Below are 15773 nucleotides of genomic sequence, written 5' to 3' on the forward strand. Positions count from 1 at the left end.
GAATCAGGCGGCAGCAACGGCCCGCGCCTGCAGCTGCGACAGCACCAGGTGCGCCGACGACAGATTCGTCGCGCATGCCACGTTGTGCACGTCGCAGGCGCGCACCAGGGCGTTGATGTCGGGCTCGTGCGGCTGCGGCGTCATCGGGTCGCGCAGGAAGATCACACAATCGATCATGCCTTCCACCAGCAGCGAGCCGATCTGCAAGTCGCCGCCGAAGGGGCCCGAATGCTTGCGCTCCACTTGCAAGCCCAGCTCGTTGATCAGGCGGCCACCCGTGGTACCCGTGGCCGACAATTCGCAACCCTTCAAAAAGTCCAGGTATTCGCCCGCCAGGGTAATCATGTCATCTTTTTTCTTGTCGTGGGCAATCAGGGCGATGCGTGTTTTCATGTTGAGAGCATTTTCAGTGGGTGGGGGAATTATTTCTTTTTCGACAGCAAGTAAATCCCGGCCAATACCAGGCTGGTGCCAGCCAGTTGCCAGTTGGTGATCGGTTCATCGAGAATCATGGCGCCCAGGAACAGGGTCGACACGGGGCCGATCATGCCCGCTTGCGAGGCGACGGGCGCGCCGATGCGTTCAACGGCGATCATCGTCATGAAGACGGGCATCACCGTGCAAAAGATGCCATTCAACAAAGACAGCCCATACACGGGCATGGGCTGGATCAGCAGCTCGACGGGGCGCAAGATGAAAAATTGGGCGATGCAGGCAAAGCTGGCCACGCACATCGCGTAGCTGACCAGGCGCATGGAGCCGATGCGTTTCACCAGCTCACCGGAACCGAGCAGATACACGGCATACGAACAGGCCGAGCCCAGCACCAGGGTCGACCCCAGCGCCACATTGCTGGCGCCGCCCTGCAAGTCATGCACGAACACCAGCACGATGCCGCAATACGAGGTGAGCAAGGCCAGCCACTGCAAGCGGCTGATGCTCTGCTTGAAGTACACGGTGGTAATCAGCAGCACGAAGGTGGGCGTGAGAAACAGGATCAGCCGCTCCAGCCCCACGGAAATATATTGCAGGCCCAGGAAATCCAGATAGCTGGACAGGTAGTAGCCGACGAGACCCAGCCCGACCAGGCGCCAGCGGTCGCTGGTCGACAGTGGCGGCTGCGTGCGCATCTTCCACCAGGCGATGACGGCGAATACGGGCAAAGAGAAAATCATCCTGAAGGCGATCAGGGTGACGGCGTCGATCTGGTAGCGGTACAGCAGCTTGGCGACGATGGCCTTGGTGGAAAACAGCACCGCCCCGCCCACGGCGATGGCCAGGCCACCGAGGTAGACGGAACGGGGAATGGATGGAGAGGTTGCTTGCGGGGAACTGGAGCTCATGCCCAGATTGTAATGGCAAAAGCGAAAGCAAGCTGATAACCCCAACGGCAAATACCGGGGTCGGACTGAGCTAGCCCGGATTTGATGGAGGGTCACTAATTTGAGAAAATAGTGACATCCAAAGGAATCCATCATGACCAAGAAGCCATCGCTTGCCGTATCAGACGCTGTTCCCGCTACGCAAGTGCGGCGGGAACGCACCGTTTTCTCCAGGCAGTTCAAACTCACTGCTGTAGAGCGCATGCAGGAACCTGGCTGCAGCCCGGCCGCCTTGGCGCTGGAACTGGGCATCCGCCGCAATCAGCTGTACAAGTGGGCTGCCGCGCTCAAGCAAGCTGGCGAACTGCCGGCGCCGAAAGTGGTAACGCCTGTCTCGACCACGGATCTGGCCAAAGAGAATGTCCGTTTAAAGCGTGCACTGCAGGCTTCGCTGGAGGAGAACGCCATCTTAAAAAAGCTCGATGCGTACTTAACGCGGCGTTAAAGCACAAGTACGCTTTCATTACCGCGCACCAAGCCGAGTTTCGGCTCGCCGCGATGTGCCGGGTACTGCAGGTCAGTCCCAGCAGTTATTATGCGGCCGCGAAACGGTTGCCCAGCTTGCATGACACTGTCGATCTGGCGCTGCGCGAGGACATCAAGCGCCTCCATGCAGAACATCGCTGTGCGCCGGGCGCGGTCAAGACCTGGCGGCTGTTGCATGCGCAGGGAATCATCTGCGGCAAGCACCGCGTGGCACGCCTGCGCAAGCTCGATGGCATTACGTCGATGCGCCGGCAGCGCTTTCGTGTCATGCAGACACATCAACACACCGAGCCTCCAGCGCCTGATTTGTTGCAACGGAAGTTCAATGTTGCCGCGCCCAATACGGCCTGGGTGGGCGATATCACGTCGATACGTACGCGTGAAGGATGGCTGCATCTGGCCATCGTGCTCGACCTGTTTGCACGCCGGGTGGTGGGATGGTCGATGGATACGTCGCAGCCTGCCATGCTACCCATCGCGGCCTTGAGGATGGCCATTGCGCAGCGCAAGCCGCCTGCCAATCTGATCTGTCATACCGATCAGGGCAGTGTGTACGGATCGGCGGCCTATCGCAGCGTGCTGCAGGAGCATCAGTTGCGGCCCAGCATGAGCCGGCGTGGTAACTGCCACGATAACGCCGTGGCCGAGAGCTTCTTCTCGCAGCTGAAAAACGAAATCACGCACAATACGACGTATGCCACACGCGAAGAGGCCAAGGCTGCTATCGTCGATTACATCGAGGTGTATTACAATCGGATGCGCTTGCATCAAAGCTTGAAATACCGCACCCCAATCGAGGTTGAGGTGCATTACGCATCGATTAAAAATCCCCCGCACCGCGAGGGAGTGACTCTCCATTAAAACCGGGACACCTCAGACCCTGAGGGTCCGACCCCAGCCCTTGCATTTTGGGTTAGGAAATAACCACCGCCGCCGCCCCTGCATTGACCGTCGCCGTCGTCACCCGCGCAATCACGCTGCTTGGTGCCGCCGTGCCGATCAGTTTATTCACCTGCTTGAACTGCGCCACCAGCTTGCCAGGCGTCAAGGTCACCACCGTATAACCCTGCGCATCCGTATTCAGATGCTTGATCCACGGATTGTTGCCCAGGCCGGACAATTGCTGCGCCAGGCCCAGCAAGGTCGCGCTGAAGTCGGTGCTTGCTTTCAAGCCCGCCTGCACGGCCGCCACCGTCGCGTCGAGCTGCGCTTCCGGCACGCCCTTGGCGGCCAGCGCGCCGCGCAGCTGCACGCGCAGTTGCTCCAGCAAGCTGTCGACGGTGGGCGCCGCCTTGCCCATGGTGTAGTCGAGCAAGTTGACGTCGAGATTGACCGTGCCCAGGCCCGTGACGGGAATGGCCAGCGGGTAGCTGACAAGGGTGCCGATGTCGCCCATCGTGCCGGCGGCCGACTTCAGGTAGCTGAAGAAAGAATCCGAGCTGACGCCGGCCGACACCAGGTCGACCATCACGGGCGTGCCACCGCCAGCGGCGTCGAAATCATCGCTGACGGTACCGGCAAAGAAGGAGTGGATATCGCCGGTCAGCGCCACCACGTTGCCGATGGCATTGTTTTTCAGGTATGCCATCAGATGCTTGCGCTCGCTGTTGTAGCCATCCCACTGGTCGCAATTGAGCAGGAAACGCGTGAAGAACGGCGCCAGCGCCGCTTGCTGGCCGGAAGCGGCGACAAAGCTCGAGGCGGCGCCCTTGGCCTGCACGTCGGGCTTGATCCAGCCGAAGGCGATCACTTGCGCGGCGGCGGCCGGCGAGCCGCTGTTGTAGGCGGCCACCGTGATGCCGGCCTGGGCCGCGCTCAAGCCGGCGCCCACGGCGGCGGCGCCCTGCGCGCCGGCGTTCGCCGCCGCGCCGGCAATCGCCATGGCCGCAGCCTGCGCCACGCCAGACGATGCACCCGCCGTCGAAGCGGCCACGATGGCGGACGCCAGCGCCACGCTGCCGCCCACCAGTGGCAGGGTGCTGGCGATGGCCTTGCCCACGTTAGCCATGGCGCTCAAGGCCAGCAAGGTGGCAATCGCATCCGTGCCATTCAGACCCATGCGCAGCAAGGACACTTCATTGCCCCACAGCTTCCAGGTCGACGTGGCCGCCTTCATCTTGCTTTTCCACCAGTCACGCTGGGTCGTGCCCAGCATGCCGACGGCGGCCAGCGGATCGCCACCGGCCTTGGTGGCGGCCGCCATCTTCTGCCCTTCCACGCTGTCGAACAGCGCTTGCGGCACCAGGTAGCGGCTGCCGATGCTGCCCAGCGGCTTGCCCGTGGCGGGATTGATGGTCGATTCGGCGATCGCGTGGTCGGCGCGGTACAGGCGCTCGTCCGTCATCACCAGCTGCATCAGTTTGCCGAACTGGAAATCGCGGTAGATCTGGATGTTCTGGAACGTCGTCGCGGCGGCGTCAAACGTGACGTCGGCCGGCATGTATTCGAACCAGGCCTGGTTGGCGCTGCGCCGGCGCGCCGGCTGGTGCAAATCGCTGCCGTCGGCGGCCACGATGCCTTCATAGGTGGACGCGTCCTGCCAGGCGTCGTCCGTGAATTCGTGATCATCCCAGATGGCGATGAAGGCGAAGCGCTCGTGCACGGCTTGCAGGCGCGTATCGGTGCGGTATTTCTTGTACAGGTAGCGGTAATCGGCCACGGTGGTCGCGTATTTCGCGCCGGACGTGCCGCTCTTGAACGTGCCATCGGGCAATTTCAGCTGGTCGTGGCGGCTTTCCACGGCGCCGCTCTGGAAGGCCTCGCCCACCGTTTCATAGATGTAATCGCCCAGGTGGACGATGAAGTCGAGCGCTTCGTTGGCGGCGATGTGCGACAGCGCGCCCCAGTGGTTGATGCTCCAGTCCTGGCACGTCAGGTAGGCGAACTGCAGCTGCGCTACCTCGGCCGTGGCGGCGGGCGCCGTCTTGAAGCGGCCCACGTTCGAGCGCACGTCGCCGGCGATGAACTGGTAAAAATACACCTGGCCCGGCTGCAAGCCCGTTACCTTGTGGCGCAGGGTATTGTCGAAATCGGCTTTCAGCGGCAGCTTGGCGTCGACGATGGGCGTGCCGGCCAGGGCCGTGTTGCCGCCCAGGGCGGCCGTATTATCGGTGGCGCTGACGATCAGGCGCACGGCCACGTCGGACTTGCCGGCCACGGCGGGCGCGACGGCGTCGAAACTGGCGGGCACGACGCGCGTCCACAGCATGGCGCTGTCGGCGCGCGGATCGCCCGAGGCCACGCTTTGCGGGAATTTCCAGTCGCTGCCCGAGGCCAGCGGCACGCCAGGATCGCTGTAATCGGTGCTGCCGCAGGCGGCGAGGCCGACGGTGGCCACCGACACGGTAATAAAGCCACCCAATTTCAGAAATTGCCGCCTGTCCATTTGACTTGCCATGATGTCGCGCCCTCGATATGGTGAAAGCGCGTCACTTTAGCAACAGATTGTGTCATCCTGATGACGGGGCCATGCCGCTTGGCCGGGGGCCGATATGCTAAAATGTCGGCCACAATTGAACACCTAGTCTAAGGAAGATTCGACATGGCAGGACACAGCAAATGGGCCAATATCAAGCATAAAAAGGCTGCCACCGATGCCAAGCGCGGCAAAATCTGGACGCGCCTGATCAAGGAAATCACGGTCGCGGCCCGCATGGGCGGTGCCGACGCCATCACCAATCCGCGCCTGCGCCTGGCGGTCGACAAGGCGGCTGACGCGAATATGCCGAAAGACAACGTCCAGCGCGCGATCAACCGCGGCAGCGGCGGCGTCGATGGCGCCAACTATGAAGAAGTGCGCTACGAAGGCTACGGCGTGGGCGGCGCGGCCGTCATCGTCGAATGCATGACCGACAACAAGGTGCGCACGGTAGCCGAAGTGCGTAACGCCTTCAACAAGAATGGCGGCAACATGGGCAATGAAGGCTCCGTCGCCTTCATGTTCCAGCATTGCGGTCAATTGCTGTTCGCGCCGGGCACCGACGAAGACAAGCTGATGGAAGCGGCCCTGGAAGCGGGCGCCGACGACGTCATCGCCGATGAAGAAGGCGGCTTCGAAGTGCTCACTCCCGTGCACGATTTCGCCACCGTCAAGGAAGCGCTGGAAGCGGCCGGCTTCAAGGCCGAAGTGGCCGAAGTCATCATGAAACCGGCGACGGAAACCGTCTACGCGGGCGACGACGCCATCAAGATGCAAAAGCTGATCGATGCGCTGGAGCTGCTGGACGACGTCCAGGAAGTGTTTACGAATGCCCTGATCGAAAACTAAGCAAAAAATACAGCTGTACACCTCAAGGGCGGCACCGCCGCCCTGCAACCCACCTTGAACGAACGGTCCCTATGAAAATTCTGGTAGTCGGCTCTGGCGGCCGCGAACACGCCCTGGCCTGGAAACTGGCCCAGTCCGAACGCATACAGATGGTGTATGTCGCGCCGGGCAACGGCGGCACCGCGCGCGATGCGCGCCTGGTCAATCTCGACATCAGCGACCCGCAATTGCTGGCCGACTTCGTTCAGCAGGAACACATCAGCCTCACCGTCGTCGGCCCGGAAGTGCCGCTGGCGGCAGGCATCGTCAACCTGTTCCGCTCGCGCGGCCTGAAAATCTTCGGCCCGACGAAAGAAGCGGCGCAGCTGGAATCGTCGAAAGACTTCGCCAAGGCCTTCATGCAGCGCCACGGCATCCCGACGGCCGCCTACCAGACGTTCTCCGACGTCGCCCCCGCGCATGCCTACATCGATGCCATGGGCGCGCCGATCGTCATCAAGGCCGACGGCCTGGCCGCCGGCAAGGGCGTCGTCGTTGCCATGACCCTGGAAGAAGCGCATCAGGCGGTCGACATGATGCTGTCCGATAACCAGTTCGGCGACGCCGGCGCGCGCATCGTCATCGAGGAATTCCTCGCCGGCGAAGAAGCGAGCTTCATCGTCATGTGCGACGGCAAAAACATCCTGCCGCTGGCCACCAGCCAGGACCATAAACGCCTGAAGGATCACGACCAGGGCCCGAACACGGGCGGCATGGGCGCGTACTCGCCGGCACCCATCGTCACGCCGGCCATGCATGCGCGCGTCATGCGCGAAATCATCGTACCGACCATCCAGGGCATGGCCAAGGATGGCATCACGTTCACGGGCTTCCTGTACGCCGGCCTGATGATCGACGACAAGGGCACGCCGAAGACGCTGGAATTCAACTGCCGCATGGGCGACCCGGAAACGCAACCGATCATGGCGCGCCTGAAGACCGACCTGGTCACCGTCATGGAGCACGCCGTCAACGGCACGCTCGACGCGGTGGAACTGGAATGGGACCGCCGCACGGCTGTCGGCGTCGTCATGGCCGCCGCCGGCTATCCGGACGATCCCGTCAAGGGTACGCCGATTGGCGACATCCCGGCCGAAACCGTCGACTCCGTCACCTTCCATGCGGGCACCCGCATCGAGGGCGAGCGCCTGGTCACCAACGGCGGGCGCGTGTTGTGCGTGGTCGGTCTGGGCGACAGCATCAAGATGGCGCAAAAGCAGGCGTATGAAACCGTGGAAAAAATCCATTTCGACGGCGCACAGTACCGCCGCGACATCGGCTGGCGCGGTTTGAAGCATTGATCACCCCATAGTGATCACACGGCGGGCCGGCGCGGAATCATCCGCCCCGGCCCGTTTTCATTTTGATTGTCATTGCCCATCCCTCTCCTTGACCACTGCTGCCGGCCTTGCCGCACCTGATAAGGATGCCCCGCTGAGTCCCCTGATCTGGCTGATCCTCACTTCCTTGCTCGCTGCCGGCCTGGCCTGGTACTGGTTCAGCAGGTATGCCTGGTCGGAAAGAACCCTTGGCTGCCAGGCCACCGTCACCGCGGACGGCAAGCTGCTGCAATTCGCATGGACCACTACGCGCGTGGAGGGCCGCCGCAAAAGCCGCCTGGCGTATGACCACGCGCATCCGGGTATCGTGCAAACGCGTTTTGGCCACCTCGCCTGGTATGGAGGCTTTGCGCAGCAGGGCCAGCCCATCGGGCGCGAGGCGGTGAAATGGCAAGAACTGGCCAGTAATCCCGCAGTTCAGGACAGAACTGGATCAGGCACAAATTCAATAGTGCGCTAGGGAAACGAGATTGCATTGTAAAGTTTATCATCTTAATTCCTGATCAACCCACTCCCGATGGCAAGCAATCTCCCCGTGTCCCCGCATACTTCCGTCGAGGCGCTGCATGTGCTGAAGCTGCTCACGCGCCGCCAGCGTGAGCAGGCGCTGGCGCATCCCGACTTGCCGCAGCTTGCCATCGGCACGCCGCTACCCGACACCTTGCTGTGGTTGTACCGGCGCCAGATCGTTACGTCCGAGGATGTGACGAGCCTGTCGTCGAGCGTGGCGCGCCACTTCAGCGGCGACGAGCTGGCACTGCGCTTGTCGATCTTGCAGCAGGTGGTGGAGGTGCTCAATCGCGAATCGCTCGATCATCTGCGCGACGAAGCGATCATTACGCCAGAGCTTTATCAACAGGCGCTGCCGCACCTGCCCGGCGACGTTCTGCTGCCCACGCCGGGCGAAGCGCTGAACTGGATGCTGCATGTGGGGCTGCTGCCGCGCGCGCAGTTCAAGACCACGGTGCAGCGCATCGAGGCCGGCGGCAGCGACGATGCAAAGCGCGTGGTCCGGCATGCGCAAGCGCGCCAGGATGAGCATAAAAAGGCGGTACGCGGCGTGGTCCTCGACGGTTTGTTTCCCGGCTCGCGCCTGGCCTGGCTGATCGGCGCGCCGCTGGCGCTGGCCGGCATGGTCTGGTATGTGATGAGCGGCAATTCCGTGCCCGAGTGCGACTCCACCGACACGCTCACCACCATGACACGCATGCTCAACAAGGCGGCGCCGGAAGGCACGGGCAAAGCAAGCCTGCACGATGTGAAAGAAGCCGGTTACGCCTCGTCACAACATATCCGTGGCTGCCTGGCCACGATAGCACTCGATGGCAGGAAGATGGGCTATGCCTATACCGTCGCGCGCGACGACAGCGGCAGCAAGAGCCGCATCAGCTATACGGGTGCGCAACCGTTGCTGGTCCAGGCGCGCTTTGGCACCATCCGCGATGGCGACTTTGCCCAGCAAGCCAAGCCCCTGGGGCGCGAGGCGCTGGAAAAGGCTTTCCGCGACGGCATGGATGGTGCGCGCATCATGCCCCAGCCACGGCAAGCGTTTTCGCTGACGCAATCGATGGAGCGCACGCGCGAAATCGCCGAAATCGAACCGCTGGCACCATGCAAGGAAATCTCGCCGGGCGTCTATTCCTGCCGCCTGCTGATCGAACGCAATGACGCCTTGCTGGGCATGCTCAACGGCGGCACGGCAGTGATGCAGGAAGGCGAGTTTACCTTCCAACGCGACGCTGCCGGCAATGGCTGGTCGGTCACGCCACAATTTGCCCTGGAGCTGCGCCAGGCCAAAATAAAAGAGTAAATTCATGCATACCGAACCGCCCCACGCATCGCTGGACCAGCTGCACCAGCTGGGCCTGATCACCGCGCAGGAACTCGACGAGGCCAACTCGGAACGCGATGTCGCCGCCCATGAGCGCCTGCACCCGCCAGAGGAGCCGGTCGACATGCCGGAACTGGCGCAGGACGCCGACCTGGCCACCACCCTGGGCTGGCTGCTGCTGACCGATCTGCTGCCCAAGAATGACTTCGACAAGCGCGCGGCCACACTGCCACCCCGGCAACAGGCGCTGGCAGCAGAGGGGGTGCGGTACTACAACCGCCGCGAGGTCGACGCCTTGTACGAGCTCGATTTGCTGAACCAGTTCCAGCGCGATGCTGCACATGCGGCGGTGCCGGCCGACCGCATGTTGTATACGCCGTGGATCGCCATGCGCTGGCTGGTGGTAAACGACATCCTGCCCACGGCGCAGTTCGAGGCGCTGGAAGCGCACGTGCGTGAACATGGCAGCGCACTGGCGCGCGAAATCATGGAAGCGTCCAGGCTGCGTCATGGTCACGACCGCATCCCGTACAAGCGGCCACCGGCCTGGAAAGGCGCCTTGATCGTGCTGGGCATGATCCTGGTGATGTCCGTGCTTTACGGTGTTGTGACCGGAGGCCTGCGGCCATGAGCACCGATCCGCGCCTCAAACCGCTCGGCGAACTGCGGCAACTGGACCTGATCACCAGCGACGAATACGACGATACGCTGGCCGAGCTGCAGATCATTGAGATCCAGCGCGCGCACAACGCCGCCGAAGACATCGATGTGCCCGAACTGGCGATGAGTGCCGACCAGATCAAGACGCTGGCCTGGCTGCTGGGCGCCGAACTGGTGCCCGAGGAGCGTTTTTTCAGGATGCTGCGCAAGCTGCCCGCCGATGAACCACGCCGGGAACTGGCCAGCGCCGCGCTGCGGCAGGTGAACCGGCAAGCCGTCGATGCGCTGCACCAGCAGAACCTGATCAACGCCTGGCAGCGCGACGCCGCCCACGACAGCCTGCCTGCCGATCACCTTGCCGCCACGCCCGTCACGGCCTTGCGCCACATGCTGAAACAGGGCACGCTATCGCCGCTGCAATACAAGGAGCTGCAAGCGCGCACGCGCGCGAACGGCTCGCAACTGGCGCGCTTGATCGTCGACGCCGCAGGCAAACCGCCGACTCAATATGGCCGGCCCCGCCCGCGCCCTTCCACCATCATGGCTGCGGCACTGCTGCTGGCGATACTGACGATGCTGACGTATGCAGGACGCGCATGGTTCAAGCGCGAGCAAGCAGTGCCTGTGGCACCGCTGGCGCAGCCGGCCGACACGATCGAACGCACGGACCTGCAACAGCGCGCGGCAAGCATGCTGGAGGGCGCCCGCCAGCCAGGCGCGGATGCGCCCCAATTCGAGGTGCAGGTCATACAGGACAAGCCGCCTCAGTAAAGCAGGGCCGGCAACAGCATCGCCGGTTTTGCTATCACAAAAATCCGTTACAGGGTACAATCCGTCCTTACTTTTTTATTTCGGCCTCGTCGGCCCACGCGATGTCGTCAACTCCCTCTCCTTCGGCCGTCAAAGCCTATTTGCTCGATTTGCAAAGCCGTATCGTGCAGGCGCTCGAAGCGCAGGACGGCAAGCCTTTCCTGACCGATGCCTGGCAGCGCCCCGAGGGCGGTGGCGGCATTTCGCGGCTGATCGAGGAAGGCAATGTGTTCGAGCGTGGCGGCGTGAATTTTTCGCACGTCACCGGCGCCGCACTGCCGCCATCGGCAGCGGCCGCGCGCCCTGAACTCGGTGGCAAGGCGTGGGAAGCGATGGGCGTGTCGCTGGTGCTGCATCCGCGCAATCCCTACGCGCCCACGGTGCACATGAACGTGCGTTTTTTCAGCACCGTGAATGCCGATGGCGCTCCCGTATGGTGGTTCGGCGGCGGCATGGACCTGACGCCGTACTACGGCGACGCGGGCGACGTGAAGCACTTTCACCAGGTGTGCCATGATGCGCTGGCGCCGTTTGGCGCGCAGCTGCATCCGAAGTTCAAGCAGTGGTGCGATGATTATTTCTACCTGAAGCACCGGCGCGAAGCGCGCGGCGCCGGCGGCATCTTCTTCGACGACTTCAATGCCCTGGGCTTTGAAGACAGTTTCGCGATGATGCGCAGCGCCGGCGACGCCTTCATCGACGCCTATGTGCCGATCCTGGCGCGGCGCAAGGATACGCCTTACGGCGAACGCGAACGCGATTTCCAGTGCTACCGGCGCGGACGCTATGTCGAGTTCAACCTGGTGTTTGACCGCGGCACCCTGTTCGGCCTGCAGTCGGGCGGACGCACCGAGGCGATCCTGATGTCGATGCCGCCCGTGGTCAAGTGGCGCTACGACTGGCACCCGGAAGCGGGCAGTCCCGAAGCGGCGTTGTATACTGACTTCCTCGTGCATCGCGACTGGCTGCAGGCGTGACCGAAGTTGGCACGGCGGGTAGTACGGCATGCGTGACGCTGCTGGGCGGCAGCTACGATCCGGTGCACATGGGCCATGTCGCGCTGGGCACGCATTTTTCCAGCCTGCTGCACGCCGATGAGCTGCGCGTGATTCCGGCGGGCGCGCCCTGGCAAAAGAGCAAGCTGGGCGCCACCGGCCAGCAGCGCGCCGAGATGGCCGGCCTGGCTTTTGCCGGCCTGCCCCTGCCCGTGGTGATCGACCGCCAGGAAATCGAGCGCAGCGAACATGGCCAGGCCAGCTACACCATCGATACCTTGCGCCAGGTACGCGCCGAGCTGGGAGCGCGCGCTTGCATCGTTTTCCTGATGGGCGCCGACCAGCTGCAGCGGCTCGCGACATGGCGCGAATGGCAGCAATTATTTGAATACGCGCATATCTGCGTCGCGGCCCGCCCAGGCTTCGCGCTGAATGACACAGCAGTACCGCAAGTGGTCGCCGACGAGTTTTCGCGCCGCCTGGGGTCGCTGGACAGCATCCGCAACACGCCGCACGGTCTGACTTATCTGGCACAGGACTTCGCGGTGGATATCTCCGCCACCGAAATACGTGCGGCATTACAACGGGGGAATCGGGCAAACTCGCTTGTTTCCCCGCTAGTGCTAGACTATATTGAACAACATAATTTATACAAAAGCTAAATGGACATCAAAAAACTGCAAACCCTCGTCGTTGACGCCCTTGAAGACGTCAAAGGCCAAGACATCGCCGTCTTCGAAACGAGTCACCTGACCAGCCTGTTCGACCGCATCGCGATCGTCTCCGGTACCTCGAACCGTCAAACCAAGGCGCTGGCCGCCTCGGTGCGCGACAAGGTCAAGGACGCCGGCGGCCAGATCATCGGCATGGAAGGCGAGGAAACGGGTGAATGGGTGCTGGTCGATCTGGGCGACATGATCGTCCACATCATGCAAGCTCCTATCCGCGCCTACTACCGCCTGGAAGAAATCTGGGGCGATACCCCGATCAAGCTGGGTGCCGCCAAGCGTGCGCCGAAAAAAGCCGGCGACGACGAGCCGAAGAAAATCAGCGGCCATCTGGCAGCGAGCAAAGCCAAGGTCGAAGTTTCGCCCGTGATCGAAAAGAAAACACCAGCGAAGAAAGCCACGGCAGCCACCGCCGCCAAGAAAGCCCCGGCGAAAAAAGCCGCCTCGAAAGCTGTCGGCAAGACCGTGAAAATCGCGCCGACCAAGACCGAAGCGGCTGCCGTGAAAGCCTTGAAAGCGCTGCCAGAGAAAAAAGTGCGCACCCCGCGCGCGGCCAAACCGGCAGCCGATGCTGCACCGGCAAAAACCGTGATCAAGCGTATCAAAAAAGTCGAAGCGTAAGCGTCGATGCAGCTCATCATCGCTGCGGTCGGCCATAAAATGCCGGCCTGGATAGAGACGGGCTTCGCGGAATACGCGAAGCGCATGCCGCCGGAACTGCGCATCGTGCTGAAAGAAATCAAGCCGGTGGAGCGTTCCGGCAGCAAGACCGCCGCTACGGCGATGGCGCTGGAACGCGAACGTATCGAAGCCGTCCTGCCCAAGGGCGTGCGCATCATCGCCCTCGACGAACGCGGCAAGGACCTGACCAGCGTCGGCCTGTCGCAGCAGTTGATGGCGTGGCAGCAGGATGGCCGCGACACCGCCTTTTTGATCGGCGGTGCCGACGGCCTCGATCCGCAGCTCAAGGCGCGTGCCGAAGGCATGCTGCGCATTTCCAGCATGACCCTGCCGCACGGCGTGGTGCGCGTGATCCTCGCCGAGCAGCTGTATCGTGCCTGGTCGATCACGCAAAACCACCCCTATCACCGCGTCTGAACTCCCCCATGAAAACGGCTGATCACAAGATCTACCTCGCTTCCAAAAGTCCGCGCCGGCGCGAACTGCTGCGTCAGATCGGCATCGATTTCGAATTGCTGCTACTGCGCAGCGACGGCCCGCGCGGCGCCGACGTCACCGAGGAAGTCCTTCCCGGCGAGTCGGCGCTCGACTATGTCGCCCGCGTGTCGAATGAAAAAGCCGCCTTCGCCTGGGACCTGGTGCGCCGTCGCCACCTGACAGCGCGCCCCGTGCTGGCGGCCGACACCACCGTCACCATCGACGGCATCATCCTCGGCAAGCCGGCCGACCGCGCGGAAGCCGTGGCGATGCTGCAGCAACTGTCGGGCCGCACGCATCAGGTACTCACCTCGATCGCCGTGCACTACAAAAACTTCGCCGAGCAGCGTACGCAGGTGTCGCAAGTGCGCTTCGGCGTGCTCTCGCCCGCGTCCATCGCCGCGTATTGCGCCACGCCGGAACCGTACGACAAGGCCGGCGGCTACGGCATCCAGGGCAGCGCCGCGCTGTTCGTCGAGCATATCGAAGGCAGCCATTCCGGCATCATGGGCCTGCCCCTGTACGAGACGGCGCAATTGCTGCGTGAAGCAGGTTTGCCCCTGCCCTGATCCCGGGTATGATGTCATTCGTTGCCTCCACTTCCCCGCCTCCATGAACGAAGACATCCTGATCAATATCACGCCGCAAGAAACCCGCGTCGCCCTCATCCTCCAGGGCGCCGTGCAGGAATTGCACATCGAGCGCACGCTCACGCGCGGCCTGGCCGGCAATGTGTATTCCGGCAAAGTGGTGCGGGTGTTGCCGGGCATGCAATCGGCCTTCATCGACATCGGCCTGGAGCGCGCCGCGTTTTTGCACGTGGCCGATATCTGGGAAGCGCGCGGCCACGATGGCCAGAACACCACGCCCGCTCCCATTGAAAAAATCCTCTTTGACGGCCAGGTGCTGACGGTGCAGGTGATCAAGGACCCGATCGGCACCAAGGGTGCGCGCCTGTCGACGCAGATCTCCATCGCCGGGCGCATGCTGGTGTACCTGCCGCAAGACAAGCACATCGGTATCTCGCAGAAAATCGAGAAGGAAGCGGAACGCGAGCAATTGCGCGTGCGCCTGCAAAGCCTGCTGCCGCCCGATGAAAAGGGCGGCTACATCGTGCGCACCATGGCCGAAGACGCGTCCGACGCGGACCTGAAGGCGGACGTCGACTACCTGCGCAAGACCTGGAGCACCATCACGCACGGTGCGCGCACGCGTCCCGCCACCAGCCTGCTGCACCAGGACTTGAGCCTGGCGCAGCGCGTGCTGCGCGACTTCGTCGGCGATGAAACGGCCACCATCCAGGTCGACTCGCGCGAAAACTATGTGAAATTGCGCGAATTCGCGGAAATCTACACGCCCAGCGAACTGACGCGCCTGCAGCACTACACGGGCGAGCGCCCCCTGTTCGATCTATATGGCGTGGAAGAAGAAATTTTGCGCGCACTGGGGCGCCGGGTCGACCTGAAATCGGGCGGCTACCTGATCGTCGACCAGACGGAAGCGATGACCACCATCGACGTCAACACGGGCGGTTTTGTGGGCGGGCGCAATTTCGCCGACACGATTTTCAAGACCAACCTGGAAGCGGCGCACGCCATCGCACGCCAGCTGCGCTTGCGCAACCTGGGCGGCATCATCATCCTCGACTTCATCGACATGGACAATGCCGAGCACCGCAACGCCGTGCTGGCCGAGCTGAAACGCACCTTGTCGCGCGACCGCACCAAGGTATCGGTGAGCAATTTCTCGCCGCTGGGCCTGGTGGAAATGACGCGCAAGCGCACGCGCGAATCGCTCGCCCACATCCTGTGCGAACCGTGCCCCGCCTGCGCCGGCAAGGGACAAGTCAAGACCTCGCGCACGATCTGCTATGAAATCCTGCGCGAACTGCTGCGCGAAGCAAAACAGTTCAACCCGCGCGAGTTCCGCATCCTCGCCTCGCAGGAAGTCGTGGATTTGTTTTTAGAGGAAGAATCGCAGCACCTGGCCATGCTCGGTGATTTCATCGGCAAGAAAATCTCGCTGCAGGTGGAAAATGCCTACCACCAGGAGCAGTACGACGTGATCCTGATGTAGC

General features: G+C 62.8%; 17 protein-coding genes. 14 read left to right on the plus strand and 3 right to left on the minus strand.

The genetic code is table 11. The annotated features are described in order from the left end of the window. Positions 1–3: 3 nt before the first annotated feature. On the minus strand, positions 4–393 hold the full coding sequence (locus tag C8C92_RS23715; protein ID WP_116745407.1) for a methylglyoxal synthase: 390 nt from the start codon (positions 391–393) through the stop codon (positions 4–6). A gap of 29 nt (positions 394–422) precedes the next feature. Further along, complete coding sequence (locus C8C92_RS23720; protein ID WP_116745408.1) at positions 423–1343, minus strand: EamA family transporter; 921 nt, start codon at positions 1341–1343, stop codon at positions 423–425. 133 nt (positions 1344–1476) lie between these two features. On the opposite strand from C8C92_RS23720, the gene C8C92_RS23725 reads away from it, so the two are divergent. After that, the gene (locus tag C8C92_RS23725; RefSeq protein WP_099759988.1) at positions 1477–1827 is read left to right on the plus strand and encodes a transposase; all 351 of its coding nucleotides are present in this window, start codon (positions 1477–1479) and stop codon (positions 1825–1827) included. A 17-nt stretch (positions 1828–1844) separates the two neighbouring features. Then, positions 1845–2729: an IS3 family transposase gene (locus tag C8C92_RS23730; protein WP_243420400.1), complete on the plus strand. Its 885-nt coding sequence runs from the start codon at positions 1845–1847 to the stop codon at positions 2727–2729. Positions 2730–2781: 52 nt separating this feature from the next. Here the strand turns inward: C8C92_RS23730 and C8C92_RS23735 are convergent, their stop codons facing one another. Then, positions 2782–5265, minus strand: a complete 2484-nt coding sequence (locus C8C92_RS23735) for an alkaline phosphatase D family protein (RefSeq protein WP_243420340.1) — start codon at positions 5263–5265, stop codon at positions 2782–2784. 144 nt (positions 5266–5409) lie between these two features. Here C8C92_RS23735 and C8C92_RS23740 point away from each other — a divergent pair, with 144 nt between their 5' ends. The 12 genes from C8C92_RS23740 to rng all read left to right on the plus strand — a co-directional run bounded on the left by C8C92_RS23740 (position 5410) and on the right by rng (position 15772). Then, positions 5410–6135 (plus strand): YebC/PmpR family DNA-binding transcriptional regulator, encoded by a 726-nt coding sequence (locus tag C8C92_RS23740; protein ID WP_010401062.1) that lies wholly within the window; start codon positions 5410–5412, stop codon positions 6133–6135. A gap of 71 nt (positions 6136–6206) precedes the next feature. Continuing rightward, complete coding sequence (gene purD, locus C8C92_RS23745) at positions 6207–7475, plus strand: phosphoribosylamine--glycine ligase (RefSeq protein WP_099762331.1); 1269 nt, start codon at positions 6207–6209, stop codon at positions 7473–7475. A gap of 88 nt (positions 7476–7563) precedes the next feature. Next, positions 7564–7974, plus strand: a complete 411-nt coding sequence (locus C8C92_RS23750; protein WP_116745410.1) for a hypothetical protein — start codon at positions 7564–7566, stop codon at positions 7972–7974. Positions 7975–8049: 75 nt separating this feature from the next. Further along, complete coding sequence (locus C8C92_RS23755) at positions 8050–9324, plus strand: hypothetical protein (protein WP_099762329.1); 1275 nt, start codon at positions 8050–8052, stop codon at positions 9322–9324. 4 nt (positions 9325–9328) lie between these two features. Then, a complete protein-coding gene (locus C8C92_RS23760; protein WP_099762328.1) occupies positions 9329–9976 on the plus strand; it encodes a hypothetical protein in 648 nt (215 codons plus the stop codon). Next, the gene (locus C8C92_RS23765) at positions 9973–10776 is read left to right on the plus strand and encodes a hypothetical protein (RefSeq protein WP_099762327.1); all 804 of its coding nucleotides are present in this window, start codon (positions 9973–9975) and stop codon (positions 10774–10776) included. The genes C8C92_RS23760 and C8C92_RS23765 overlap by 4 nt, the downstream gene beginning before the upstream one ends. Before the next feature lie 101 nt (positions 10777–10877). Continuing rightward, entirely contained in the window at positions 10878–11792 is a 915-nt protein-coding gene (gene hemF / locus C8C92_RS23770; protein WP_116745411.1) for an oxygen-dependent coproporphyrinogen oxidase, read from the plus strand. Continuing rightward, positions 11789–12472, plus strand: coding sequence for a nicotinate (nicotinamide) nucleotide adenylyltransferase (gene nadD, locus C8C92_RS23775; protein WP_279340946.1), 684 nt, complete (start codon positions 11789–11791; stop codon positions 12470–12472). The genes hemF and nadD overlap by 4 nt, the downstream gene beginning before the upstream one ends. Next, positions 12473–13159: a ribosome silencing factor gene (rsfS, locus tag C8C92_RS23780; protein WP_071075674.1), complete on the plus strand. Its 687-nt coding sequence runs from the start codon at positions 12473–12475 to the stop codon at positions 13157–13159. It begins immediately after the preceding gene. Between the two features lie 6 nt (positions 13160–13165). Further along, the gene (gene rlmH, locus C8C92_RS23785) at positions 13166–13636 is read left to right on the plus strand and encodes a 23S rRNA (pseudouridine(1915)-N(3))-methyltransferase RlmH (protein WP_034747108.1); all 471 of its coding nucleotides are present in this window, start codon (positions 13166–13168) and stop codon (positions 13634–13636) included. An 8-nt stretch (positions 13637–13644) separates the two neighbouring features. Further along, on the plus strand, positions 13645–14265 hold the full coding sequence (locus tag C8C92_RS23790; protein ID WP_099762324.1) for a Maf family protein: 621 nt from the start codon (positions 13645–13647) through the stop codon (positions 14263–14265). Between the two features lie 43 nt (positions 14266–14308). After that, positions 14309–15772 carry a ribonuclease G gene (gene rng, locus C8C92_RS23795; RefSeq protein WP_010401074.1) on the plus strand — a complete coding sequence of 488 codons (1464 nt, stop codon included), beginning with the start codon at positions 14309–14311 and terminating at the stop codon, positions 15770–15772. Position 15773: the final 1 nt, after the last annotated feature.

Source organism: Janthinobacterium sp. 78, assembly GCF_003096775.1.
Classification (GTDB): Bacteria; Pseudomonadota; Gammaproteobacteria; order Burkholderiales; family Burkholderiaceae_D; genus Janthinobacterium; species Janthinobacterium tructae.